Raw genomic sequence first — 25,276 nt, forward strand, 5'->3', positions numbered from 1 at the left:
GCTCGATATATTGGTTTAATATGGCCATCAATCCAGCGCATCAATGGGATAAAAATTGAGTGATAGCGCTAATGATTTGCTGGTGAATCAGCATACGCTGTGCCATTGAATCTGGGCAAAGCTTTTGCAGCGCTGGAATCTTCTTTTTACTCATTTTGCAGCGGTTAAACCCATCAAACAGACTCGCTTGGGGAATATTAAGTTGGGTGCTGTTGGGTTGGGTCATGGTTATCTGCTTTTTACCTAAAGTGATCACAAGCGCTTTGAGGTAAGTCTGATTGGCTTTTGCGCTAAGAACACCAAGGTATTCAGGTGCAATAGCCACAACGGAGTGAATCCGTTTGTCTAAATATGATTCCAAGAGCTTGGTTTGATTGGCTTCATTAAGCGTGATTTGGTGGGATTTAAACCACTGACAATCAATTTTTTTTGCTGTGTTCCCATCACATAAATGCTGATAAGCCGAGCGGTTAATCGCCGAACCTGCCAGCATCAATCCAGTGGTTGCGCCAAAGGCAAAGCCAACAAAATGAATTTTTGTGGAATCGATGTGTTTGCGCCATTTATTATCGGCTAATAATGCTGTTAAAACGGTTTGGGCAAGCTGTGGTCGCTGCCAGATAAAATTGACCGCATCCTTGGGACTCATTGCTCTGGGTGGATTAATTTCAGCTACGATAAATCCTTTTGTTGCAAGAGCTGAACTGAGCCATGCACCTGAGTTATCCGCACTTCGAAGCCCACCATGAAGCAGAATAACGAGTGGATGAAGGCCGGCTTTGACAGTTTGGCTAGCGACGGCTTTTTCTCCTTGAAAGAGTGCATTTGAGCCGATTTCAATTGTTGTTGGGGGCGCTATATATTTTGCGCCATCGGGGTACCAAAGCGTCACGCTGCTTTTAAAAGCATCTTTGTCTAAATGATATTGCACCGTTGCAGGCAGAGCCGCCGATGCTTCCATCGCGTGCGCTGCAAAAATAGTAAGTGAGAGTGTAACGACTGCGAAAATACGATAAATAAAGAGTGATAATCCATATCTTGTCATAAATAAGTCCCAGAGATGCACTTTGCTAAAGGCCTACCAAAAGTGAAATTACAATATCCTGTAAAGCTTAAGATAGCGAGCAAATAACTTAGTATGATTATTGGGTTCTGATTAGTATTGTAATGAGCTAATTGATATGAGTGCTGAATAGAAAAATTCGTAACACGGAGGTTTAATGACTAAATACGCTGTGCTCAGTGATATTCACAGTAATATTTATGCACTGCAAGCTGTTGTGGCTGATGCAAGAGAGCAGAATGTTAATGGATTTATTAACTTAGGCGATATCCTTTATGGCCCAATTGCGCCTCGAGCAACATATGATTATTTACAAGAGTTAGGGGCAATTACGATTTCTGGCAATCAAGACCGACAGATATATTGCTCTAGTGCCGATGAAATCGCGAATAATCCAACAATGCAATTTATTTTGGCTGATCTTGGGCCGCAGCCACTCGCGTGGATGAAGGCTTTGCCTTTTGATTTGCACATCAACGAGCAAATTTATGCTTGTCATGGGACGCCGCAAAGTGATTTAGTCTATCTATTAGAAAATGTCTGTGAAGGTTTTCCAAAGCTTAAGTCGGATGGTGAAATTCTTGCTCAGTTAAATGGTATTTCTTCAGCGCTTATTTTATGTGGACATACGCATATTCCCCGTTGTGTCGAACTCTCAACTGGGCAGCTTGTGATAAATCCAGGCAGCGTTGGCTTGCCAGCTTATCGAGATGATGATCCTTGTCATCATGCTATGGAAACATTTTCATCGCGAGCATCGTATGTGATTATCGAGCAGCAATTAGAGCAAAACTGGCAGGTTGCCTTTCGCAAAGTCAGCTACGATGCTTCCCTTGCCGCTCAAAAAGCCCAAAACCAAGGCCGGCTAGATTGGTACCAAGCGTTGACCACAGGGCGCTGCTAATCATTGATTGGCCATAAAGGTGTATTTTTTTGTCGCGCGCTAAAGTCATTTGGCAATATTTTCTCTGACTTGTACAAATTCGGCTGTTCATCGTATTTAGAGCCGTGTGCTAGCTTAATTCCATGTCGTTTTTATCTTTTAAACGAGCAAGTATGGAATAAAGAGCGCTATGGCAACTGCATTTTTTTCTATTCCAGATATCTATTTCGGCGATCATTCGCTTCGCTTCTTAGCCAAACTATCTCAGCATAAAGTCGCTATTGTGACGGATGCTTTTATGGCTTCTTCGGGTAAAACTCAAGAATTAATTCAAGCAATGCCTGATGCCCGTGTTGCGGTATTTTCTGAGGTGACACCGGACCCGAGTGTTGATGTTTTAAAAGCGGGCGTGAAGCAATTGCAACATTTTCATCCAGATACAATCATTGCGCTGGGCGGTGGCTCATCACTTGATGCGGCAAAAGGCATCAAAGTGACTCTAGAAGATTATGATCAAAGCCAGAAAATTGAATTAATTGCGATACCGACAACCAGTGGTTCTGGTTCAGAAGTAACTTCGTATGCGATTATCTCAGACCCTGCAAATGGGCATAAATACCCACTCATTTCCAAAGAGTTAGTCCCTGATTGCGCAATTCTCGATCCGCAATTAGTTATGAGTGTGCCAACGCATGTCTCGATGGATACGGGCATGGATGTGTTAACCCACGCCATTGAAGCCATTGTATCAACCGGTGCTAATGACTTTAGTGATGCACTTGCGCAAAAGGCTATCGCTTTGACCACCATGAATTTACCACTGATTTTTCAAAACCCACAAGATATCGTTGCGCGTGAACATATGCACAACGCGTCATGCATGGCGGGGATGGCATTTAATAGTGCCGGCCTTGGACTGGTGCATGCGATGGCCCACGCGATTGGCGGAATGTTACACATTGCCCATGGCCGAGCTAATGCCATGTTATTGGCGTTAGTCATTGAGTTTAATGCCAAAGATAACAATGCGAAAACCCTCGCAAATTATCATCGTTGTGCCCAGATGATGGGGATTAAAGAAGACAGTGATACAGCGGCCATTGCTGCAATGGTTCGCATGATTCGTTTCTTTAATCAACGCTTTGGTATTGCTAATACCTTGATCGAAATGGGCAAAAATAGCGCTGAGCTTGAAGCGTTGCGCCCATCTATCGTGGCGGCTGCGCAAAATGACCGCTGCCTTGCTAGCAATCCTCGTTCAGTTGGTGAGAGCGAGCTTAGCGAGTTGTTTAATCGCGTTGCCGGGCTATCTGGATAAGATTGTCTTGCGCTTTCAAGCTGGTAAAAAAAGTGCAGCGTAAAGGCAAAAACAATAAATCCAAACCTCATAGTCTAATAGTATCGATTGTTTTGGGGAGCAGTTATGAATGATGTCCAAGTGCAGGCCGCTCTAATTACCCGGCAAATTATGCAGGAGTTAGTAAAAAAAGAGGCCGTTGCCGTTAACTCTTGTACCCAATTATCAACAAAACTTGCGGTTCCTGTTGGAATATCGAATCGGCATGTGCATTTAAGCCGCGAAGATATGGACGTCTTATTTGGCAGTGGCGTTGAGCTAACTCGTTATAAAGCGGTCAAGCAGCCCGGCCAATATGCAGCTGATCAGACTGTGGTTTTGCGCGGCCCAAAAGGGGAGATTCAACGAGTCCGTATTCTTGGGCCGTTAAGAAGCGCCACTCAGATAGAGATTTCAATTGCAGATAGCTTCACCTTGGGAGTTAAAGCGCCACTTAGGATGTCTGGAGAGTTAGATAATTCCGCTGGTATTGAGATAGTGGGGCCTCGGGGCGTGGTGAAAAAAGATCATGGTGCAATCGTTGCCTGGCGACATATCCATATTTCACCTCAGGATGCTGAGCATTTTCAGCTCAGTGATGGTATGCAAATTGATGTTCAAACCCAAGGTGCTAGAGGCGGAATCTTGCAGCATGTGGTCGTTCGCGTGAGCTCTGATGCGGTGCTTGAAATGCATCTTGATGTTGAAGAAGCCAATGCACTAGGGCTTAAAAATGGTGATTTAGTTTATGGCTTAAGCAAGGCTTGCTCCCATGGCTAAAGCCCATACGCGAAGGCTTAAAGAGTTGGCAGCGCTGATGCGCCATCATGCGTGTCATCGTCGCCACGGGCCTTATAAAGTTGGAGTCGATTTAGGAACGGCGAATATTGCGCTAGTCGTGGTTGATTACGCCAATCAACCGGTGACAGGCATTAGTTATCCATCAACGGTTGTGAAAGATGGTGTTGTGGTGGATTACCTAAAAGCGAGCGAAGTCGTATCTATGCTCAAAGCTCAGTTAGAAGAGCGCCTTGGTGAGCCTTTGAAATATGCTGCCACAGCGATTCCTCCGGGAATTTCCTCAGGTGACACGAAAGTAATTGTTAACGTAGTTGAAGCGGCTGGATTTACGGTTACCAATGTGATGGATGAGCCAGTTGCAGCAGCAGTTGCCTTAAACATCACCGATGGTGCCGTCGTAGATGTTGGTGGTGGCACAACTGGGATGAGTGTGTTTTGCAATAACCAAGTTATCTTTAGCGCCGATGAGCCAACTGGCGGCACACATATGACATTGGTCGTTGCTGGCGCTTTGAATCTTCAATACGAGCAAGCAGAAGCGTTAAAAATTGCAAAAGAGAATGAAGCGCAAGTCTTTGAGCTGATTCGGCCAGTTGTTGAAAAAATGGCGACGTTAGTTTGTGGATGGCTGGGGCAGTATCCAGTTAAAAAATTATGGCTGGTGGGCGGGGCAAGTAGTTTCTCGCAGTTTGCCGATGTATTTAGTGGTGTGACGAATGTTCCCAGTGTTGTGGCCCCTGAGCCGCTATTAGTAACGCCATTGGGAATTGCTATCAAGGCAAAAGAGGTGGCATCTGTTCATTTATGAAAAATCCATCGTTTGAGCACAAACTTGATGCAATGATTTTTGCAATCCTTGAGCAAAAACGCTTAAAAGCCAAGTTGCTGCGAGTGGTTATCACCGGTTCTGATATGCGCTCATTAGAGCGGATCTTTGCCTGTATCGATGCGTTATATCATCGTGGTTACGCCATTGCGATATCGTTTTCATATTCAGCTTTTAACTCGATGCTCGCCCAAGTTTGTCAGCGTTGGATAGAGGTGAAAAAGCTTAATATCACAACAGATAACTGTGGCCCTCATTTACCAAAAGATGACTATTACGGCGTTTTTTTCCCGGCATTGTCGATGAATAGCTTGGCTAAAATAGCTCAGTGTCTGAATGATAATATTGCCTGTGAATGGGCATTTGATGCGCTTGCATGCCGGCGCCCTGTCTATGTCACACTCAGCGTCGATGAGGACGAAAGTCATTTTTCCAGCACAATGCGCCAATGCCTGAGCGATTACGTCAAAGCTCTTAAAGGCCTTGGGGTACACGTGCTCACCCAAGCTTGCCCAGCGGCTCATAACCGCCGACAGCTAATCACTGTTGCCGACGTTCGTAAGATGCAAAAGCTGACATCTTTGTCTGTCGAGGCTGATGCGCTAATTACCCCAGCGGCACGGGATGAAATCAATCGTTTACAACTTGTTCTGAATAGAAAAAGTTAGGAGGAACATATGTATCTGGCCAAAGTGACTGGTGCAATTGTATCAACCACCAAGCATGAATCTTTAATTGGAACCAAGTTATTGGTTGTGAGCCGCATGGATGCGAATCATCAGATAACTGGCTATCCAGAAATTGCTGTTGATTGCGTTGGTGCGGGCAATGGTGAAGTGGTGATCGTTGCTGTGGGTAGTTCGGCTCGTAAAAGTCGCGAGCAGGTAAACTCAGTGATTGATGCTGCTGTGGTGGGAATTGTTGACTCTCTCGAAGTGAATGATGATTAGGCGATAAAAACTCGATGATTTAAGGCCACTATTATGAGCGTCAATCAAACCCGCGAAAGTCGAAGTCTTGATCATCTCATTGATCAGGCAATTGACCAATACGCTTATGAGCCAGTGACAACGCTAAGCTTAAACGATGCGATGACACTGGGGCGATTGGCCCACGAACAAGCGCATCAAATAGGTGTTGCAATCGTCTTTAGCATGCTCGATTCAATGGGCTATCAACGTTACTTTTTCAGCATGGATAATGCACTGCTAGTCAGCCACCAATTGGCGTATCGCAAGGCTTGGAGCGCGGTTGCTTTAAAAATGCCAACGCATGAGCTAGCAAGCCTTTGTCAACCCGGGCAAAGCTTGTATGGGCTGTTGAATCACCCAGATATCTGTTGTGTTGGGGGCGGGCTACCTTGTTGGCATAAAGGACAACTGTTAGGTGCAATTGGCATTAGTGGCGGAAGTGTCGAGCAGGATATGTCGGTTGCCAGCAATACTTTGTTTAAATTTAGCCAGTCTCGTTATTTACTGACGTCGTCACCATTGGCGGTGTAAGCCAAATCAGCCGAGGTTGTTATGCCATCATCTGAGCGCGGCATTTTAGTCATTAATTGTGGTTCATCATCGCTGAAATTTTCAGTGTTGCCGCAGGATAAGGATACTCCACTTTTTTATGGTATCGCGCAAAAGCTGGGGTTATCCGATGCCGAGATCACCTTTCATGATGAGCAAGGACAAACTTGTTGTTACCCACTTAAACGCAGCTCTCACCAATGTGCGTTAGAAACATTGTTTGCCTATATGCGCCAGCATTCAATGCTAGGGTCGTTATGTGCGATTGGTCATCGCGTGGCGCATGGCGGGAACCTCTTTAGCCATTCGGTATTGATTAATGATGAAGTGATTGCTCAAATCCGAGGGCTTTGTGCGCTTGCTCCGCTGCATAATCCAGCGAATTTAATTGGTATTCGCAGCGCCTTGGAATTATTACCTGATATTCCCCAAGTCGCTGTATTTGATACCGCTTTTCATCAAACTATCCCCGCCAAAGCATATACTTATGCAATCCCTTTGGAATATCGCGAATTGTATCAGGTGCGCCGATATGGCTTTCATGGCAGCTCGCATCGCTACATTACCGCAGAAACTATTCATCGGTTGGGGTTAAATCCGGCGCAATGTGGGATTGTGATTGCTCATTTAGGCAATGGCTCATCGGTTTGTGCGGTAAAAAATGCGCAAAGCGTGGATACCTCGATGGGAATGACGCCGCTCGAAGGCCTAGTCATGGGAACTCGTTGTGGCGACCTAGATTGCGGAGTCCTCGCATATTTAGCACGGTGCACTAAACAGTCGATTGAGTCGTTATATGAGTTAATGAACAATCAGTCCGGTTTACTTGGCTTATCTGGTATATCGAGTGATTTTCGCGCTTTACAAAGCGAAAGACTATCGGGAAACCCCCAAGCAACACTTGCCATCGATGTCATGATCCATCGTCTGGCGCGTCATATTGGGGGGCATATGGCTTCGTTAGAGCATTTGGATGCATTAGTGTTTACCGGTGGAATCGGTGAAAATTCGCCGCTGGTTCGAGAGTTGACCGTTAAAAGTCTGGCGGTTTTTGGTTTTCGTTTGGATGAGCGGCAAAATAACGCAATGTGCTGCGGTGAAAGCGGCATTATTTCGCAACCTAACACCCCTGTGGTAATGGTTATTCCAACCAATGAAGAAAAAATGATAGCCAAAGATGCAGCCGATATTGCACAGGGTATTGCATTGTAATTATTAGCTCTACCAAGGCATTTATGTGGGTTATCTTATCCATTTCATCGCTATTTATATCTGCTGTTTTTAGTTTTTATCCCCCTCGTTGGCAGCGTCTGCGTTCGCTTGTTTTCTCTTTTGAATAAACCTGCAATTTATTGCATCTATCTAAGCGATGACCGCAAAAGAATCCCCCTAGGGGGCAAAACATTTTTCGGTAATCTTCATATGATGAAGATGCTAGGGAGGGTTGATCTTTGGTAGTTGCAAAACTAATCACAAAAGGTCCACTCCTCTAGTTAAAACGCATCAAGGTGAGCCGGGAGCGCTTAAGCCTTTTTGCTTTAATTATCATCGAAATTGCCGAGGTAGATATGCAACAAGAAGCATTAGGTATGGTTGAAACAAAAGGGTTGGTTTCTGCCATTGAAGCCGCCGATACCATGGTTAAGTCTGCCAATGTGACACTGGTTGGTTACGAAAAAATTGGTTCAGGATTAGTCACTGTTATGGTCCGCGGTGATGTCGGAGCGGTAAAAGCTGCCACCGATGCAGGATCCTCTGCTGCGGCGAAAGTTGGCGAATTGGTTTCTGTCCACGTCATTCCTCGTCCACATGTCGAAGTCGAAAAAATTCTACCCAAAACGCTTGAGTAATCCATTTAGAGGGGCGTGACAATGAAAGAGAATCTTGTTGAGCAGATTATTTCTGAGGTAATGAATAATCAAAGTCATGTCGGTGAGCCAAGCCAAACTACGAAAAGCGGCCCATGTGGGTTAACTGAGTTTGTGGGTAGTTCTGAACTTGGTCATACCATCGGTTTAGTGATAGCAAGCGTCGATAGCCAGCTGCACGAAGTGATGAATATCGATACTAAATATCGCTCCATCGGTATTTTGGGCGCTCGCACAGGTGCCGGCCCACACATTTTTGCAGCCGATGAAGCGGTTAAAGCCACGAACAGTGAAATTGTCGCCATTGAGCTGTGCCGAGACACTGAAGGTGGTGGCGGCCATGGCTCTTTAATTATCTTTGGCGCTGAAGACGTATCAGATGTGCGCCGCGCGGTGGAAGTTGCTCTGTCCGAGCTCAAACGCACTATGGGCGATGTTTATGGCTCACCCGCTGGCCATTTGGAATTTCAATACACAGCTCGGGCCAGCTATGCGCTTAATAAAGCGTTTGGTGCGCCAATTGGCCGCTCATTCGGTATGACTTGTGCCGCTCCTGCCGCTATTGGGGTTGTGATCGCAGATACTGCTGCCAAAGCTGCGGTAATTGAGCCTGTTGCCTATTCGAGCCCGCAAAAGGGAACTTGTTTTAGCAACGAAGCCATATTTACTTTTGCGGGGGATTCTGGCGCCGTTCGCCAGGCCATTGTAGCGGCTCGAGAAGTTGGGTTGCAGTTACTCTCAACGATGGACTCAGCGCCAATTAAATCAACGACAACTCCATATATTTAAGTTCATTGGTGCGCGTTTAAGTGGCGTGTAGTAAGGAATGGCTAGTATGAATGATACTGAAATTACTCAGGCGGTCGCGCATGTTTTGAGTAAATATACCCAAACAAACCCGCCTGAAGAGCATACCTGTCAGAGCGAAAATTCAAGCTTTGAGTTGGATAGAATCGTTGCTAAGGCTTTGGCCGAGAAGTTTTCAACCGCTGCCGTTGAGCCGCTATCTGCTCCAACGATTGACTCTCATGCAGGTGTCTTTGCAGCGATGGATGAAGCAATTGGTGCAGCTTTACAGGCTCAGATCCAATATCGGCATTGTTCAATGCGTGATAGAGAAAGCTTTATCAGTGGGATCCGCAGCATTTTTATTCAGGAGTCAATTCTTGAAAAAATTTCGCGGATGACAGTCGATGAAACAGGCATGGGCAATTACGATGATAAATTGATTAAAAATCGAATTGCTGCCACTAAAACCCCTGGTACCGAAGATCTCACAACGTTTGCGTTATCTGGTGATGATGGCCTTTCATTGATGGAATATTCGGCTTATGGGGTGATTGGCTCGATTACCCCAACCACCAATCCAACCGAAACCATTATCAACAATACTATTGGCATGTTGGCTGCTGGAAATACCGTGGTATTTAGCCCACATCCGCGCTCAACCAAAGTATCGCTCTATACCATCGATTTAATTAACCGCAAACTTGCTGAGCTTGGCGCACCTAACAACTTAGTTGTCACAGTTGCCAAGCCATCGATTGAGAATACCAATGCGTTAATGAATGACCCGCGGGTCAACATGCTGGTTGCAACGGGTGGGCCTTCGATAGTGCGCGCCATTATGTCGACCGGGAAAAAGGCAATTGGTGCTGGAGCCGGGAACCCGCCTGTGGTCGTGGATGAAACGGCCAATGTGGAAAAAGCCGCTCAAGACATCATCAACGGCTGTGCCTTTGATAATAATCTGCCGTGCATCGCCGAAAAAGAGCTGATTGTCGTTAATGAAGTGGCTGACTATTTGATTCATTGCATGAAAAAATGCGGCGGTTATTTATTGTGCGATCCCAAATTAGCTCATCAGCTGCAGAATCTGGTCATCAATGCCAAAGGCACTGGCCCTAAAACTGAGTTTGTCGGTAAGAACGCCCGTTATCTTTTGGAACAGTTGGGAATTGACGCGCCAGCTGACATAAAAGTGATTCTCATTGAAACAGAACGAGACGACCCATTTGTTGTGAATGAGTTGATGATGCCGATTTTGCCAATTGTGCGCGTGGGCAACGTCGATGAAGCGATTGATTTGGCAGTAAAAGTTGAGCATGGCAACCGTCATACCGCGATGATGCATTCGATGAATGTAGAAAAATTAACCAAAATGGCCCGTTTAATCCAGACCACTATTTTTGTCAAAAATGGGCCATCGTATGCCGGAATTGGTGTGGGTGGCGAAGGCCATACCACCTTTACGATTGCAGGCCCTACCGGTGAAGGGCTGACTTCGGCCCGCTCGTTTGCCCGGCATCGGCGCTGCGTGATGGTCGAAGCGTTGAATGTTCGCTAGTTCGTTTTAAGGTGGAGCTGAGCATGAAAGTTCGAATTATCAATGCGCCAGGGGCCGATGTTTTAGCCATGCTAAAACGGCGAATTTCACCCGAGCTAAGACAAAGCATCGATTTGGTCTGCACCGATGCAATTGGGTTAGTGCTATTGCCGATTCCTGATCTGTATTTTTATGCAGATAAAGTCAGCAAAAGGGCCAATGTCACAGTCACTGAGATCTGTGGAACTTGTCCTCAGCATGTCACCACCCTTGGCATTTTTGGCGAGCTTTCCGCAGTAAGAGACGCGGTTCAAGTGATAGAGGAGGACTCAGAGAGTTTCTGAGTGAACCGATGAATAAGCTCCTCATCTTAGCCGGTGATTTTTCAGAAGATTATGAAGTAATGGTGCCTTTTCAGGCGCTAAAAATGCTCGGATTTGATGTTGATGTGGTATGCCCGGGAAAGTTAAGTGGTGAATGTATAAAAACAGCGATTCACGATTTTGAAGGGGATCAGACTTACAGCGAAAAACCTGGCCATTTGTTTGTATTAAATGCCTCGTTTCGCGATCTCAACCTTGCTGAATATAGCGGTTTATATATCACCGGTGGGCGTTCATCAGAGTATTTAAGACTGGATGCAAGGGTGTTGCATGTTGTGGATTATGCCATTCACTTTGCGCTTCCCATGGCAGCGATTTGCCATGGAGTCCAGATCTTGGTTGCAGCTAATGTGCTTAAAGGAAGAAAAGTAACAGGGTATCCGAGTGTGAAACCTGAAGTCGAACTTGCGGGTGGGCAATGGGTTAGCGCTTGTGATGATGGGGCAGTAACCGATGGCAATTTGGTGACGGCTCCCACTTGGAAAGCGCATCCGGAACTGTTACGTGCGTTTATTCATTTGCTTGGGATTCGCTTCATGCAGAAGGCATCAGGCTCTGTCGCAAGGCTAAATAATTAAGGTGTGATCTCGCTGTCTCGCCTTATCATATTTCGGGAGTAATTCTATGTTAGAGAAAGGTTTTTCTAATCCGACCGATCGTGTTGTAAGACTCAAAACCATGATTCTGCAAGCTAAACCTTATGTAGAATCCGAACGAGCCGTGCTAGCAACCGAGGCCCATAAAGAGAATCAACATTTGCCTGCTGTTATGCGCCGGGCAAAAATGGTTGAAAAAATATTCAATGAATTGCCGGTGACTATTCGCCCTGATGAGCTGATTGTTGGGTCGGTAACCAAGCATCCGCGTTCGACTGAAATCTGCCCTGAGTTTTCATTCGATTGGGTAGAAAAAGAGTTCGAGACGATGGCTTCGCGAATGGCTGACCCATTTATTATTGAAAAACAAACCGCTCAGCAATTACATGATGCATTTTTGTATTGGCCGGGTAAAACCACCAGTGAGCTGGCTTCGTCATATATGTCCCAGTCAACGCATGACAGTATGGATAATGGCGTCTTTACGGTGGGTAACTACTATTTTGGCGGTGTTGGGCATGTTTGTGTCGATTATGGCAAAATTCTGAAAATTGGTTTTCAAGGAATTATCGACGAAGTCACAAGTGCGCTGGAAAATTTAGACAGAACTAAACCTGATTACATTAAAAAAGAACAGTTCTACCATGCAGTATTGATTAGCTATCAAGCTGCGATTAATTATGCGCATCGTTATGCCGACGAAGCGGCGCGACTTGCTCAGCAAGAGCATAATCCGCAGCGAAAACAAGAACTCCAGCAGATCTCCAAAAACTGTCGCAGAGTCCCTGAATTTGGCGCAACTACCTTCTGGGAAGCCTGCCAAACATTCTGGTTTTTGCAAAGTATGTTGCAAATCGAATCCAGTGGCCATTCCATTTCACCGGGACGTTTTGACCAGTACATGTATCCATATTTAGCGGGCGATCATGCAATATCTGATGAGTTTGCCCAAGAGCTGGTGGATTGCTGCTGGATAAAACTCAACGATATCAATAAAACGCGTGATGAGGTCTCAGCTCAAGCATTTGCCGGTTACGCAGTGTTTCAAAATTTATGTGTTGGTGGCCAAAATGAACAAGGTTTAGATGCAACCAACCGTTTGAGTTATATGTGTATGGAAGCCTGCGCTCACGTTAGTTTGCCGCAGCCGTCATTTTCTATTCGAGTTTGGCAAGGCACGCCAGATGAATTTTTGTTCCGAGCTTCAGAAGTGGTTCGCTTAGGGCTCGGTGTGCCAGCGATGTATAACGATGAGGTGATTATTCCAGCGCTGCAAAACCGTGGTGTGTCACTTAAAGATGCTCGAAATTATTGCATTATTGGCTGCGTTGAACCGCAATGCCCGAATAAAACAGAAGGTTGGCACGATGCAGCATTCTTTAATGTGGCAAAAGTGCTCGAAATTACCCTGCACAATGGCCGGGTTGGCAATAAACAGCTAGGGCCAGTGACGGGTGAAATGACCCAATGGCATAGTATCGAAGACTTTTATAGCGCATTTGAAAAACAGATGGCGCATTTTGTCCATAACTTGGTTGAAGCGTGTAATAGCGTCGATATGGCACATGCCGAACGCTGTCCTCTGCCATTTTTATCCGCCATGGTTGATGATTGCATTGGTCGAGGAAAATCTTTGCAAGAGGGCGGTGCTATCTATAACTTCACGGGCCCGCAAGCTTTCGGGATTGCCGACAGTGGCGACTCTGTTTACGCAATGCAAAAACACGTGTTCGATGAAGGAAAAATCTCGCTTGAAGAGCTAAAAGGCGCATTGGATGCAAACTTTGGCCATGGGGTCGGTGAGAAAGTTGCAAGTAATACATCAAACTCTTATGCCGAACAAGATGTCTATGCCGTGGTTAAACGAATTATCGATCAAAATAGTTCGTTATCTCCGGCGGCAATTAAAGACGAGGTCTATCGTCAGTTAAATACAGTTTCTAACTCTGCGGTTGTGAGCACTGGCAATCTGTCTCGCTATGAAGAGCTACGCCATCTTTTGGAAAATACCCCGTGTTTTGGCAACGATATTGATGATGTTGACTACGTTGCTCGTCGGTGTGCTCTGGTTTATTGCAAAGAAGTTGAAAAATATACAAATCCTCGTGGCGGCCAGTTCCAGGCCGGTATTTATCCGGTGTCGGCTAATGTGCTCTTTGGTAAAGATGTTGCCGCTTTACCTGATGGACGATTGGCAAAAGAGCCGCTCGCCGATGGGGTTTCACCTCGTCAGGGTAAAGATACCCAAGGGCCAACCGCTGCTGCTAACTCAGTGGCGAAACTTGATCACTTTATCGCATCAAATGGCACGCTATATAACCAGAAGTTTTTGCCATCAGCCTTAAAAGGTGAAAATGGTATTCGTAACTTTAGTGGTTTGGTTCGCAGTTACTTTGATAAAAAAGGGATGCATGTGCAATTTAATGTGGTCGACAGAGACACCCTTATTGAGGCACAAAAACATCCTCAGGAGCATCAGGATTTAGTGGTTCGAGTGGCGGGGTATAGTGCGCAATTTATTGTACTGGCTAAAGAAGTTCAGGACGATATTATCAGCCGAACTGAGCAGCATTTTTAAATCGCATCGAACAGGCCGTTCGATGAGCGGCCTGCAGTCTTTTCAAGATTAAAGAGCAGTGCTATGAATAACGACGTTGATTATAATGCGCAGGGTGTTCTTTTTAATATTCAGCGATATTCGCTCCATGATGGTCCGGGGATCCGCACGATTCCTTTTTTTAAAGGTTGTCCACTTTCATGTAAATGGTGCAGCAATCCAGAGTCTCAGAATCCACATCCAGAAATCGTTTATAACCAGATAAGTTGTGTGCATTGTGGTAAATGTCTCGCAGCTTGTCCTGAGCATGCAATTGCTCTGAGTAATCCATTTTTCATTGACCGGGATAAATGTATTAACTGTGGTCATTGTGCGGATGTTTGCCCAACTGGGGCGCTTGAGATCAAAGGTAAAACGATGTCGGTTGAGCAGGTGTTGCTTGAGCTTAAAAAAGAGGAAAATCTGTTTCGACGATCTGGTGGTGGTGTGACACTCTCCGGGGGTGAACCGCTCCAGCAACCGGTATTTGCTCGAGAACTACTCAAAGGGTGTAAAGAAAAAGGCTGGCATACGGCGATGGAAACCACTGGATGTGCGCCCAAAGAGGTGATTGAAGATGTGTTTCCATGGGTTGATTTGGCATTAACTGATATTAAAGCGCTGAATCCCAAGATTCATAGAGAAAATACCGGTGTGGACAACACGCTGATTTTAGAGAATTTGATGCGTATTTCGTTTATCACGAAAGTAGTGGTGCGGATCCCGGTGATTCCTGGTGTAAACGATAATCCAGATGAAATTCGCGCAATTGGGGAATTTGCCAGATTACTCTCCAATGTGGATACCATTCATCTATTGCCTTATCACACCTATGGCCAAAATAAATATTCTCTGCTGGGGCGAATTTATCCCATGGGAGATACACCTGTTATGGCCGATGAACAAGTTGAGCCTTTACGTGACGTGATAGAATCACTTGGCTTTCAGTGTCACATTGGTGGCTAGCTTTTGTAACCCTTAGCTGTTTGATAAGCCATACATTGATTTGTGTGGCTTTATTTTTATCTGCTTAGTCGCAATGGTTCATTGTTATTGGCCACTTTTGTCGGAGTCTGCTTTGGGAGCTGCTTTTTTAGTCGTTTTTCGTGGGGCTCGTCGGGTTCTCGTTGTCGCAGTTTTACTGGTAGGTTTGGTGGCTGGTTTAACAGGCGTTGATTCTGGCCGTTGTATTAAAGCTGTCGTTTGGTGAGGGGCATTAAGCGTGCTCTGCGTTGGTTTTTTATCTGATGTCGCAACTTGTTTTAAGCTTTTTGATGCTTCAGTGTCATTGGGCGCAGGTGTTTTTTGGGTAGTCGGTGCAGGTGGCGCTTTAACCGTTTCGGCAGTATTTATCAGAGCATCTAGTCCGTTGGCCGTGCGTGCAATCACGCGATGCGCCCAGACTTTTCCCATTCGGTTGGCGGCAGCTACGCCAGAGGCAACCGCGGCGTTAATTGCGCCGACATCACCTTCGAGTTTTACTGTGACCAAGCCATTGCCTTTGGTTAGCTCATAGCCGATTAGTGTGACATTGGCTGATTTTACAGCAGCATCAGCAGCCTCTATCGCGGCGGTTAAGCCAACGGTTTCGATTAAACCTAAACTATGGTTAGACATACTGTTCTCCTAATCGAATTTTCATGATGTTATGCCGCGCAGTTTGCTCGATGAGCGTCTTCTCGTAATTGCTCCGCTTTATCTATTTTTTCCCAGGGGAAGATATTGCGACCAAAATGGCCGTAGCAAGCTGTTTTTCGATAACGCGGAGTGAGTAAATCCAAGTGTTGGATAATTTGATAAACACTTAGCTCAAAATGTTCTTGGATTAAGCCGAGTATTTTTTCTTTGGCAATGGTTTCGCTACCAAATGTTTGAATATCTATAGAAATTGGGGCAGGGACCCCAATGGCCCAAGCCAGCTGAATTTCACATTGTGATGCAAGCCCTGCGGCGACAATATTTTTAGCGATATAGCGGGCGACATACGCGCCAGAGCGGTCCACTTTGGATGGGTCTTTACCTGAAAAAGCGCCACCTCCGTGGTGAGCAGCACCACCATAGGTATCAACAATAATTTTTCTGCCTGTTAGTCCACAATCGGCGGCGGGGCCCCCGATGACAAATGGTCCGGCTGGATTAACGAGCAGTTGTGTATCATGTTTTAGCCATGCGTTTGGCAATACTGGTTTAATAATCTCTTCAATCACCGCTTCTTGTAACTGTTTTTGGCTGATATCGATGTGGTGCTGAGTGGATAGCACGACTGTTTGAGCTTGTATTACGTGGCGCTGGTTAAATCGCAAACTCACCTGAGACTTAGCATCAGGCAATAGAAAATCTAGCGTATGACTTTTACGAACGAAGGCATGTCGCTGCATTAATCGATGAGCAAACAGCAGTGCCGCAGGCATATATTCGGGCGTTTCATCGCAGGCATATCCATAGGTGATGCCTTGATCGCCAGCCCCTTGTTCTTGATTATCTTTGGCTCGAATAGCATCGCTGATATTCAATGACTGTTGGCCAAGTAAGTTAATCAGCCGGCAATGTTTGGCATCGAATCCTTTGTCGGCACTGTCATAACCTATCTCTTCGATGGTGCGATGGACAACTTGCTCAATATCAAATGTGGCCGATGAGCTAATTTCACCGGCTAAAACGATAGCATCAGATTTTAGAAGGCATTCACAGGCAACTTTTGCGCTTGGATCGCGAAGCAAAAAGCCATCTAGAATGGCATCACTGATTTGATCTGCCATTTTATCTGGATGTCCTTCACCGACTGATTCTGATGTGAACAGATGACTATCCATTGCCCGCCAGTGTGATGATTCATTTCTTGTTAAGAATAAAAGAGCGATGGGCTAAGCGACATACACTATCTTGCGTGAATAGGGGAATTTTTTGCGCTGTTGATAAACTTTGAGCAGATTCATCATCTGTGGGGGATTGATTTTTTACAAGCTCAAAGTGTATCCACTTGCATACGCCGATACTCGGATGGCGCTTCGCCTGTTTCTTTTTTAAAGATACGACAAAAATAATTCGAGTCTTGCCATGATAACTCCAGCGCAATGGCGTTGATTTTTAATTCACTAAAGATAAGCAGTGAGCGAGCAATTGCTATTTTTCGCCCTGTGACATAATTAGAAAAACCGACACCGGTATGTTTCTTAAAGGCTCGACTGAGATAACAGGAGCTAACATACGATTTTTCGGCAATGCTATCTAATGTGACGTTAGTGAGAATATCATGCTCAATGTGAAATTTCGCGCGGCGTAAAAAATCCATATTATTACTCATGTTTTTAAAGGCGTGAGTAAATAATTTTTGAGATATTTTCATGAGTTGAAAAATTAACTGAGAATAGATGAGCTTATTTAAACTACTTTGGTGTACCTTTTGAGAAAGCATATTTAAGCTGTCTAATTCAACCTGATAGTTATCATCGGCTGATTCTAAATAAAGGTGAATAGTATCTAATAGCGTTAAAATAGCGCATTTAGCGGTTTGCAGCTCTTGATGAGAATCTAAGAATGCCTGATTGATATGGTTAAATATGAAGTCATGCCAGAGCGGATAATCGCAGCTTTCAAGCATTTTGTTTAAGTCTTTTTTCAGCGTGCGAGTTGCGGCTATATCGTTATCATTGCAGCCGAGATTTTTTTTGATTGTTTCGACTAATGTTGTTTTTTTGACCGGTTTAAGCAGATAGTCCTCTACTTTAAGATTGATCATGGCGCGCAGCAGATCGAAGTCGTCATTCGCGGTGGTCACGATAACTTTGGTATCTCGGTTTTTAGCTTTGAGGTATTCAATCACCTCTTTACCATTGGGTAACGGGATATTGATATCAACAAACATCATGTCGATCTGTGTTAGTTTATCAATCAGATCAATTGCTTTTCGGCCTGTTGATGCTTCATGAAGAACCGCATTATCCACACATTCTGAAATGATCCGATGCAAAGATTCAAGTTCAATAGGCTCATCTTCAACAACAATAATATTGTACATAATGTATCTCGCTACATGTTGTTCATCTAAATTTATTGTTTGTACTGGATTGGAAATGTCAGTGTAATAGTCGTGCCACCCATTGGTTTAAATGGGCTAGCAATTTCCAATTTTGATTGCTCTCCAAATAAAAGTTGTAAACGGTTAATGATATTATTAATGCCAATCCCTCCTTTTTGGCGGTTTTGGTTCCCGGAAAGAATGTGTTCAATATCGTCAGGTGATATGCCATTGCCATTATCTGATAGGGTAATAATGACATTTTCACCATCATCTTTAGCATAGATATCTAATTGGCTTTTTGTTTCTCTTGGTTCGACAACATAATTAAAGAAATTTTCTACTAAAGGCTGCATAATTAAAAATGGGCAGATAATTTCTAGATATTTTGGGGCAATGTCACAGGTGTAATCAAATCTATCTCCCATTCTTACTTTTTGGATAGACATATAATTTTGCACATATTTTACTTCGTGGCCTAAAGTAATTAAGCCGCGGCTATTTTTACGCAATAAATAACGCATCATATCTGAAAATTCATGCACCATGGTTTCGGTGCGTTGGGCATCTTCAAGATAAGCCAAGCGGCCAATCGTATTGAGGACATTAAATAAAAAATGAGGATTCACCTGATACGACAATGCTTTAAATTCAGCCTCATGAAGGGAGCGTTCGATTTCCATGCGTTTACGCAGTTCATCGGTTAATTCAAGCTCTTTTTGGTGGAGTTCACGTTGAATTGTATTGGTGTATGCTTGCTCAACCAGATAAGAAACTAGATTAAACAGTGCATAAGAGATAGCCGAAAAGCGCTCATAAGGCATGGTTTGAATCGTCGAATCTTGAGATACATTGAGTTGCAACTCATCGCGCAGATGGTTTTGCTCAAGAATATACTCAATAGCCTGCTCGTTGTCTTTCTCAACGTGGACCTGGCCTGAGATAAATGCGCCCAGATAGTGGCCATTAATCATAATCGGTACGGCACATTCGATGAATCCGCAATCACAGCGATAGACAACCGGTTTTTGTGCTTTCATCGCGGCCCTTCCGCCAGCATCATCGTTGTCGTAACAAATTTTGGCAAGTTCAGGGTTATTGCGAAAGTGAATGCATCTAGCGCAAAAGCCACTGGGGTGGGTTACCGGTACGCCATTCTCATCAACAATCACAAGCGCAACCATCATGGACTTACTGAAGTTATCTTGTAAGGTTTGCAGGCGTGCGACATCGATATATTCAGTAAGTTTATAATGAGAAGCCATGATGGATACCTTCAAAAAATCTACATTACAAAATATATAAAAAGGTAAAAATTAATTAATTGAGAATGTTCACAGGTAAAAGATTTTAAGATTCACCACCGAACAATGGCGCAAGAATTGTGACTTAATAAATCATCTTTTTGTGGGTAATGTGATGCAAAGTGTCCAATTGTCATATTTTTAATATATCTTTGTCGCGAAGTTTTATTGGCTAAACAAGCCATTTTATAAAAGGGCTTTATAAAACGAATAGAGACAGAGTTTATGTTTATCCTTTAAGCTATAGCGGTGATGATGTAAGTAAAGGTGTAAGCGTTATTACCTTGTTTATTAATAGGTTGCATGTAACAATGGCTATGAATTTTGAGCGTTATAATAGGATTTTATGCAAGAGCACTGTCGGGAATATCTTGAGCATTATTTAAATTCGTTACCCAAAGAGATTGCTCAGCAATATCAATCTTTTAGTGCAGATTACTTTTGCGCCAGTCAACACAGTGCCGACTTATGTGCCAAGCTCATTTTTTGTGGTGAAAAACGCGCAACTTGTAGCATGGATTATTGGTATCGCCACGCGGGTGAAACAAGACCTATGCCTGGTCATTTGCAGGTTGTGACCACATTTTCTGGCGAGCCTGTCTGTGTCATTGAAACCCTAAGCGTAACAACCTGTCGATATTGTGATGTCACTGCAGAATTTGCCTTTGCTGAAGGCGAGGGCGATAAAACCCTTAAATGGTGGCAAAAAGCGCATTGGGATTTTTTCTCAAAAGAATGTGCTGAATTAGGCATTGAGCCAAATGAGCAAATGTTGTTAGTGTTAGAGCACTTTAAAGTGGTTTATCCACGTAGTGTCTAATATTCAAAAAGATGATTTAAATGGCTGAAGTTAGTTTACAAGGACATCACTCTGTTGTTATTTAACATATTGAATACACAGGTTACTTTTAGTGAAATATACAATTTAGCGAGAGCACTAAATGGCATTTTTGGTCGATAATTTATACAGTTTTTGCCAGCAAGAGATAAAAAATTTTATTAAAGCGCATCCAAGTGAAACATTTTATGCGTTCGCTATTGATGCCAACCTATTGTGTTTTAATAGTGAAGAGCAGTTTCAAAAGACATTAGCTCAATATCATGCAGTATGGCAGCGCAAAGCGCGGATGATCTCAAGCTGGGATGATTTATCAGAACAAGATTTAAAAGATGTTGAACATCTTTTGGGTATTTATGAAAAGTATCAAGGACTCGACAGAACTGATACCAAACAGTGCCTAGCAATTATTAATAAACAAAGAGAAAAACTGCAGGGACAAGAAAATCCATATAACAGCCAAGCAGAAATTGAATCACTGAAAGCCAATACGGGCGATTGGGCTTATCAGGGATTTAGTGAAATGGCTGAGCAAGATGGCTTTGATTTTGAACTCTATGATGTTCATTACGAATTGGATGAACAAGACCAGAGCTCAAGTGATTACGCGAATGCTATGGATGAGCTGATAAAACGGCTAACAGCAAGTGATACTTTTGCAGGTCTTAAAACTACAACAGATTTTTCAATTCATCGTGTGGAACATGATGATTAACATTTAAACTAATTGAACGTTAAATAGATAAAGCTCCGTGAGCTCAACTTAAAAGTGCAACACTTGCCAATATCAGCCAGCCAATGGCTTTTCTGTAAAGATAATCGCTGAGCTTGCTGGCTTAAGCAATTTAGCTTGCATAACTTACATTTGTCCATAGGATCTCTGTATACCCCAAGGTTGTCGCAAAGTGTATTTCGTTGCACTTTGCTTTTTTTGCGATAGGAAAACAGATGCCAAGCATTTCTACTGATACCAATACCTGGATCCCTAAGAAGGGGCAGCCACTTAGTTTTAGCCAATCCCATGATATAAACCCTGTCATTTTGCCCGATGAACACTCTGTTGGTTTGGCGATGTTTAATCAGCTGCAAGAGGTTGCTAACAACAAACAAGGCGATATCAATATTGCTTTGTTAGGGGGCAGAGGCGCGCAGGCATTGCATAAACATTTAGGTGAATTAGCCAAAGGTTCTTCTATTGATGCTCTGTTAGCACGGCTCAATGTCTTCACCCAAGATGCGCTTGCCCCAATGCATATGGATAATGGCCTTAGCTTTGTGCGTGATTTTGAGCGCTTATTAGGTGATGATTTTTTCAAAAAAATTAAATCATTCACTCCGATGCAAACTCAAACGGACGACATTCTTCATGAGATGGACAAGTATCTAGATAAAATGAATGCGCTCGGTGGGTTGGATGTGTTCTTTTTAGGGCATGGCCCGGAAGCGCAAGGCGCATCGCATCTGGCTTACATTAAACCGGGATCTGGCGCTGATATTAACGATATCGCGGGTATTATTCCTATTTCAAACACAATTTTAGAGCACCATATCAGCAAATTTAAAGCAGGCGGAAGCTCTGTTAGCGCTGAAGATGAAGCAGAATGTCGCAGCGCTAAATATATTTTAACACTGGGCCCTGCTGCTATTTTAAGTGCGAAAAAAATTGTGCAATCAGTGGTGGATGCCGATTCTGCTCCGGCTAAAAAAATCACCTATAAAAATGTTCTCAATACCACTTTGGCAACTGAGCATGACGCAATACTCGCTCAGCTTGATAAAAACCCTGGGCTTTGGGTTCGTTTTCATCCCAATGTTGTTAGCTATGTCTTGCCAAACGTGTTGCAAGATTAATCGATGAGAGTCGTCCTAAAAACTGTCAACCTATTTTAGGACGGCTCAAAAGCAGCAGATAAGACGATGAAGAGTATGCTTGCAGTCAATAGGTTAAACAGTTGCAAAGCCGCTTAATTTAAGCTTGGCGACTTAACGTTATTGATCCCAAAGTGAAAGAATATGCTCGCTAGCAGCAAAAAGTGCTTGGGCTGATGCGCCATCACGGGCCTGAATTGAAATTCCTTTTATGAAGGTATCAATGGCCATCGTAAATGTGTCGATATTAGTGGTTGCTGGTAATTCGCCTTCATCAACTGCGCGTTTTACACATTCTTTGAGTGCTTGATAAGATTTTTGTCGAGCGTGACGCGTTAGCTCTTCCACTGCCTTATTTTCTTCGCCGCAGTTTAATCCTGATAGTACCGCCATACATCCAGAAGGCGAGGTTTTGGATGTTTGGACACTAATGGTCTTATGGAGCATATTTTTTAGAGCTTGTTTGGCACAAACGTCTTGGTTTTTTAACTCTGAAATAAACTCGCCACAAGTTTGTGAGTAGTGGCGAAAGCACTCTTCGTACAGAGATTGTTTTGAGCCAAAGGCGGCATAAAAACTCGCTGAAGAAAGACCCAGCGTTTTGCGAAGTTCGGCTAGAGATGTGCTCTCAAAGCCATTTTCCCAAAAAAGATTCATGGCTTGTTCAATAGCATTGTCTCTATCAAACTCTCTTGGGCGTCCAGTTCTGGCCATTGATTTGTCCTCTTTTTCGGGGAAATTTATATGTGAAGTATTTTACTTATGGATTGATAGGTCCACAACCATGTTGAGGCAAATTTGCGTTAGCGAACTTTAGTTTTCGATGGTGATGCTTCGATATCAAATCCTGCATTTATCCATTCAAATAGGCCATTTTGATAAACTTTTAATTCAATGTCATGGCTTAAAAGATGTTTCATTGCACTGATGGCTTGAATGCAATAAATACCTTCGCAGTAAATCACAATGGTTTGCTCGCTCTGGGGAGAAAACTGAGCGCTCCATTGCTCAAATTGTTCAACCGCAATATTTATGGCACCAGGAATATGACCTTTTTGATATTCCAGCTCAGAGCGTACATCAATGATCAATAAGTCATCTTGGCGACTCAGCTTTTCAAGAAGTTCTCTAAGGTTGATTTTTAGCGAGTTCTCGGCGATTAACGTAGTCAATGGTGTGTTCGATTGTGTTAACTCTTTGACATACTGATAAAGCGTTAATACCTCATCATTGTAGAGCCTATAGTAGACACGAATACCTTGTTTACGAAAGCTCACCAGATGCTGCTGGCGCATCACTTTAAGGTGAGCCGAGATTGATTTTATGGAAATATGCATGGTTGATGCTAAATCTTCGACGCAATACTCCCCAAAACTGAGTAGCTCTATCAGTTGGAGTCGCGTTTCGTTGCCCAAGGCCTTGGCTAGCGCAGCAGCATTTTCAAAAAATTGTTTCTCAAACAAAGAACAAACCCAGAGATGCTAGTGAAAGCGTGATTATATCATATAGATGGGCGTAGTCCTTGCCCAGTTGCCAAGGACTCGCCCTAGAGGGTTGGGGAAAAAGAGTTTATTGATAAAGCTTGTAAATTGCGTTTTGGTTTAGATCTTCGGCCGCCTCATGGATCCCCTCGGAGATAGTTGGGTGCGCATGAATGGTTCCAAGAATATCATCGTAGGTTGCATTTAAAGTTAAACTCAACGCGCCTTCATGGATCATATCGCTCGCGCGAGGGCCTAAAATATGTAAGCCGACAATTCGGGCCGTCTGTGCATCCACAATCCATTTGACCAGGCCAGTCTGGTTATGAATCACGGTTTTGGCGTTATCACCAAGTGATGAAAGGCCAACTTTGATGGTTTTATATTGTTTTTTCGCGGCTTCTTCGGTTAAGCCTACGCTGGCAAATTCGGGTTGTGTGTAGACACAGGCAGGAACCGTTTTTGAGCTATAGTCACTTTGTTGACCGGCAATATTCTCAGCCGCCACAATCCCTTGTGCTGATGCTACATGCGCTAACATATAGCCACCGGTACAATCGCCAATTGCATAGATGTGTTCGATGTTCGTTTGCATCTGTTCATTTACATCAATGGCTCCTCGGCTGATGGCAACCTGTGTGTTTTCTAAGCCAAATCCATGAGTTAGTGGTTTGCGACCGACTGCCATTAGCACTTGCGTTGCTTCTAAATGAAGTGGTTGGCCTTGATTATCAACACTGACTGTTAGTTTGCCATCATCTAAGGCTTGAATCTCTTGGACCTTCGCATTGGTGTAAATTGAAATGCCTTCGCGCTCTAAGAGCGTCGCCAGTTCTTGGGTTAATTGCTGGTCCATATGCGGCAGAATTTTGGGGGCTGCTTCAATAATGGTCACTTTTGCGCCGAATCGATTCAGCATCTGTGCAAATTCAATTCCGATGACACCGCCGCCAATAATGACCATCTCTTTGGGAACAGATTCAAGACACAGGGCTTCATCGCTGGTGATCACCCCTTTTAAATGAGCACCTGGAATATTAACAATGGCGGGCTCTGAACCGGTGGCTAAAATGAGTTGTTCAAATTCGATGTGTTGCTCAGTGCCATCGGGGTAAAGAAGCAATGCTTCTTTTTCATTAATCAGTGAGGCATTGGCTCGAATCAATTCAACGCCTTTTGCTGGAATGAGTTGGTCAAGATTAGTCGTGATGTTGTTAATAATTTGATTTTTTCGGGCTTGGAGTTTGTGCATATCGACGCTGATGTGCTCGACATTTAATCCAATTGTCTCGGCATGCGAGCATTCAGCTAATAATTCTGATGTATACAGCATAGTTTTGGTTGGAATACACCCTTGATGTAGACAGGTTCCTCCTAATTTATATTTCTCAACAACCGTTACTTTTTTGCCTAATTCAGCCAGTTTAATTGCCGCTACATGGCCACCTGGGCCACCACCGATGACGAGTACATTCGTTTTCATATTTTCCTCATTTTCCTATTATTCTATCTTTCTATAGATTAATGGAATAATGTCTTGTTCTTCGGTATCATTATTTGATTCAAAT

The 25,276-nt window shown here is 43.9% G+C and carries 26 protein-coding genes; 18 read left to right on the plus strand and 8 right to left on the minus strand.

What is annotated here, in order from left to right:
* Positions 1-40: 40 nt before the first annotated feature.
* A complete protein-coding gene (locus ABTQ23_RS10925; RefSeq protein WP_408615758.1) occupies positions 41-1,045 on the minus strand; it encodes an alpha/beta hydrolase family protein in 1,005 nt (334 codons plus the stop codon).
* A gap of 175 nt (positions 1,046-1,220) precedes the next feature.
* Here ABTQ23_RS10925 and ABTQ23_RS10930 point away from each other — a divergent pair, with 175 nt between their 5' ends.
* The 15 genes from ABTQ23_RS10930 to ABTQ23_RS11000 all read left to right on the plus strand — a co-directional run bounded on the left by ABTQ23_RS10930 (position 1,221) and on the right by ABTQ23_RS11000 (position 15,164).
* Positions 1,221-1,967 carry a metallophosphoesterase family protein gene (locus ABTQ23_RS10930; RefSeq protein WP_408615759.1) on the plus strand — a complete coding sequence of 249 codons (747 nt, stop codon included), beginning with the start codon at positions 1,221-1,223 and terminating at the stop codon, positions 1,965-1,967.
* A gap of 169 nt (positions 1,968-2,136) precedes the next feature.
* A complete protein-coding gene (locus ABTQ23_RS10935; protein WP_408615760.1) occupies positions 2,137-3,264 on the plus strand; it encodes a 1-propanol dehydrogenase PduQ in 1,128 nt (375 codons plus the stop codon).
* Positions 3,265-3,369: 105 nt separating this feature from the next.
* Complete coding sequence (gene pduL, locus ABTQ23_RS10940; RefSeq protein ID WP_408615761.1) at positions 3,370-4,062, plus strand: phosphate propanoyltransferase; 693 nt, start codon at positions 3,370-3,372, stop codon at positions 4,060-4,062.
* Positions 4,055-4,891 (plus strand): ethanolamine utilization protein EutJ, encoded by an 837-nt coding sequence (gene eutJ, locus ABTQ23_RS10945; protein ID WP_408615762.1) that lies wholly within the window; start codon positions 4,055-4,057, stop codon positions 4,889-4,891. Before pduL ends, eutJ begins: the two co-directional genes overlap by 8 nt.
* Complete coding sequence (locus tag ABTQ23_RS10950) at positions 4,888-5,577, plus strand: HFCD family protein (protein ID WP_408615763.1); 690 nt, start codon at positions 4,888-4,890, stop codon at positions 5,575-5,577. Before eutJ ends, ABTQ23_RS10950 begins: the two co-directional genes overlap by 4 nt.
* A 9-nt stretch (positions 5,578-5,586) precedes the next feature.
* Positions 5,587-5,859 carry a EutN/CcmL family microcompartment protein gene (locus ABTQ23_RS10955; protein ID WP_408615764.1) on the plus strand — a complete coding sequence of 91 codons (273 nt, stop codon included), beginning with the start codon at positions 5,587-5,589 and terminating at the stop codon, positions 5,857-5,859.
* Positions 5,860-5,892: 33 nt separating this feature from the next.
* A complete protein-coding gene (locus ABTQ23_RS10960) occupies positions 5,893-6,411 on the plus strand; it encodes a GlcG/HbpS family heme-binding protein (RefSeq protein ID WP_408615765.1) in 519 nt (172 codons plus the stop codon).
* A 21-nt stretch (positions 6,412-6,432) separates the two neighbouring features.
* Positions 6,433-7,641, plus strand: a complete 1,209-nt coding sequence (locus ABTQ23_RS10965; RefSeq protein ID WP_408615766.1) for an acetate/propionate family kinase — start codon at positions 6,433-6,435, stop codon at positions 7,639-7,641.
* Positions 7,642-7,997: 356 nt separating this feature from the next.
* Positions 7,998-8,279 carry a propanediol utilization system shell hexameric protein GrpH gene (grpH, locus tag ABTQ23_RS10970; protein WP_408615767.1) on the plus strand — a complete coding sequence of 94 codons (282 nt, stop codon included), beginning with the start codon at positions 7,998-8,000 and terminating at the stop codon, positions 8,277-8,279.
* Between the two features lie 21 nt (positions 8,280-8,300).
* Positions 8,301-9,086 carry a propanediol utilization microcompartment protein PduB gene (gene pduB / locus ABTQ23_RS10975; RefSeq protein WP_408615768.1) on the plus strand — a complete coding sequence of 262 codons (786 nt, stop codon included), beginning with the start codon at positions 8,301-8,303 and terminating at the stop codon, positions 9,084-9,086.
* 46 nt (positions 9,087-9,132) lie between these two features.
* Positions 9,133-10,644, plus strand: a complete 1,512-nt coding sequence (locus ABTQ23_RS10980) for an aldehyde dehydrogenase family protein (protein ID WP_408615769.1) — start codon at positions 9,133-9,135, stop codon at positions 10,642-10,644.
* Between the two features lie 23 nt (positions 10,645-10,667).
* Positions 10,668-10,967, plus strand: a complete 300-nt coding sequence (locus tag ABTQ23_RS10985; RefSeq protein ID WP_408615770.1) for a BMC domain-containing protein — start codon at positions 10,668-10,670, stop codon at positions 10,965-10,967.
* A gap of 8 nt (positions 10,968-10,975) precedes the next feature.
* Entirely contained in the window at positions 10,976-11,584 is a 609-nt protein-coding gene (locus ABTQ23_RS10990; protein ID WP_408615771.1) for a DJ-1/PfpI family protein, read from the plus strand.
* A gap of 46 nt (positions 11,585-11,630) precedes the next feature.
* A complete protein-coding gene (gene grpM, locus ABTQ23_RS10995; RefSeq protein ID WP_408615772.1) occupies positions 11,631-14,180 on the plus strand; it encodes a glycyl radical diol dehydratase GrpM in 2,550 nt (849 codons plus the stop codon).
* Between the two features lie 63 nt (positions 14,181-14,243).
* A complete protein-coding gene (locus tag ABTQ23_RS11000; protein ID WP_408615773.1) occupies positions 14,244-15,164 on the plus strand; it encodes a glycyl-radical enzyme activating protein in 921 nt (306 codons plus the stop codon).
* Between the two features lie 84 nt (positions 15,165-15,248).
* Here the strand turns inward: ABTQ23_RS11000 and ABTQ23_RS11005 are convergent, their stop codons facing one another.
* The 4 genes from ABTQ23_RS11005 to ABTQ23_RS11020 all read right to left on the minus strand — a co-directional run bounded on the left by ABTQ23_RS11005 (position 15,249) and on the right by ABTQ23_RS11020 (position 19,481).
* Entirely contained in the window at positions 15,249-15,815 is a 567-nt protein-coding gene (locus ABTQ23_RS11005; protein ID WP_408615774.1) for a BMC domain-containing protein, read from the minus strand.
* A gap of 29 nt (positions 15,816-15,844) precedes the next feature.
* The gene (gene metK, locus ABTQ23_RS11010; RefSeq protein ID WP_408615775.1) at positions 15,845-17,011 is read right to left on the minus strand and encodes a methionine adenosyltransferase; all 1,167 of its coding nucleotides are present in this window, start codon (positions 17,009-17,011) and stop codon (positions 15,845-15,847) included.
* 152 nt (positions 17,012-17,163) lie between these two features.
* Positions 17,164-18,216, minus strand: a complete 1,053-nt coding sequence (locus ABTQ23_RS11015) for a response regulator transcription factor (protein ID WP_408615776.1) — start codon at positions 18,214-18,216, stop codon at positions 17,164-17,166.
* 32 nt (positions 18,217-18,248) lie between these two features.
* Positions 18,249-19,481 carry a PocR ligand-binding domain-containing protein gene (locus tag ABTQ23_RS11020; RefSeq protein WP_408615777.1) on the minus strand — a complete coding sequence of 411 codons (1,233 nt, stop codon included), beginning with the start codon at positions 19,479-19,481 and terminating at the stop codon, positions 18,249-18,251.
* 385 nt (positions 19,482-19,866) lie between these two features.
* Between ABTQ23_RS11020 and ABTQ23_RS11025 the strand changes: the two genes are divergently transcribed.
* From ABTQ23_RS11025 to ABTQ23_RS11035, 3 genes are all read left to right on the plus strand, one after another.
* Positions 19,867-20,340, plus strand: a complete 474-nt coding sequence (locus tag ABTQ23_RS11025) for an ASCH domain-containing protein (RefSeq protein ID WP_408615778.1) — start codon at positions 19,867-19,869, stop codon at positions 20,338-20,340.
* Positions 20,341-20,461: 121 nt separating this feature from the next.
* The gene (locus ABTQ23_RS11030) at positions 20,462-21,073 is read left to right on the plus strand and encodes a hypothetical protein (protein ID WP_408615779.1); all 612 of its coding nucleotides are present in this window, start codon (positions 20,462-20,464) and stop codon (positions 21,071-21,073) included.
* Positions 21,074-21,306: 233 nt separating this feature from the next.
* Entirely contained in the window at positions 21,307-22,209 is a 903-nt protein-coding gene (locus tag ABTQ23_RS11035; protein WP_408615780.1) for a hypothetical protein, read from the plus strand.
* A gap of 138 nt (positions 22,210-22,347) precedes the next feature.
* Here ABTQ23_RS11035 and ABTQ23_RS11040 read toward each other — a convergent pair whose 3' ends face one another.
* The 3 genes from ABTQ23_RS11040 to lpdA all read right to left on the minus strand — a co-directional run bounded on the left by ABTQ23_RS11040 (position 22,348) and on the right by lpdA (position 25,191).
* The gene (locus ABTQ23_RS11040; RefSeq protein ID WP_408615781.1) at positions 22,348-22,941 is read right to left on the minus strand and encodes a TetR/AcrR family transcriptional regulator; all 594 of its coding nucleotides are present in this window, start codon (positions 22,939-22,941) and stop codon (positions 22,348-22,350) included.
* An 89-nt stretch (positions 22,942-23,030) separates the two neighbouring features.
* Entirely contained in the window at positions 23,031-23,690 is a 660-nt protein-coding gene (locus tag ABTQ23_RS11045; protein WP_408615782.1) for an ArsR/SmtB family transcription factor, read from the minus strand.
* A gap of 106 nt (positions 23,691-23,796) precedes the next feature.
* A complete protein-coding gene (gene lpdA / locus ABTQ23_RS11050) occupies positions 23,797-25,191 on the minus strand; it encodes a dihydrolipoyl dehydrogenase (protein ID WP_408615783.1) in 1,395 nt (464 codons plus the stop codon).
* Between the last annotated feature and the right edge of the window lie 85 nt (positions 25,192-25,276).

It is taken from the genome of Celerinatantimonas sediminis, assembly GCF_046054195.1.
Lineage (GTDB): Bacteria > Pseudomonadota > Gammaproteobacteria > Enterobacterales > Celerinatantimonadaceae > Celerinatantimonas.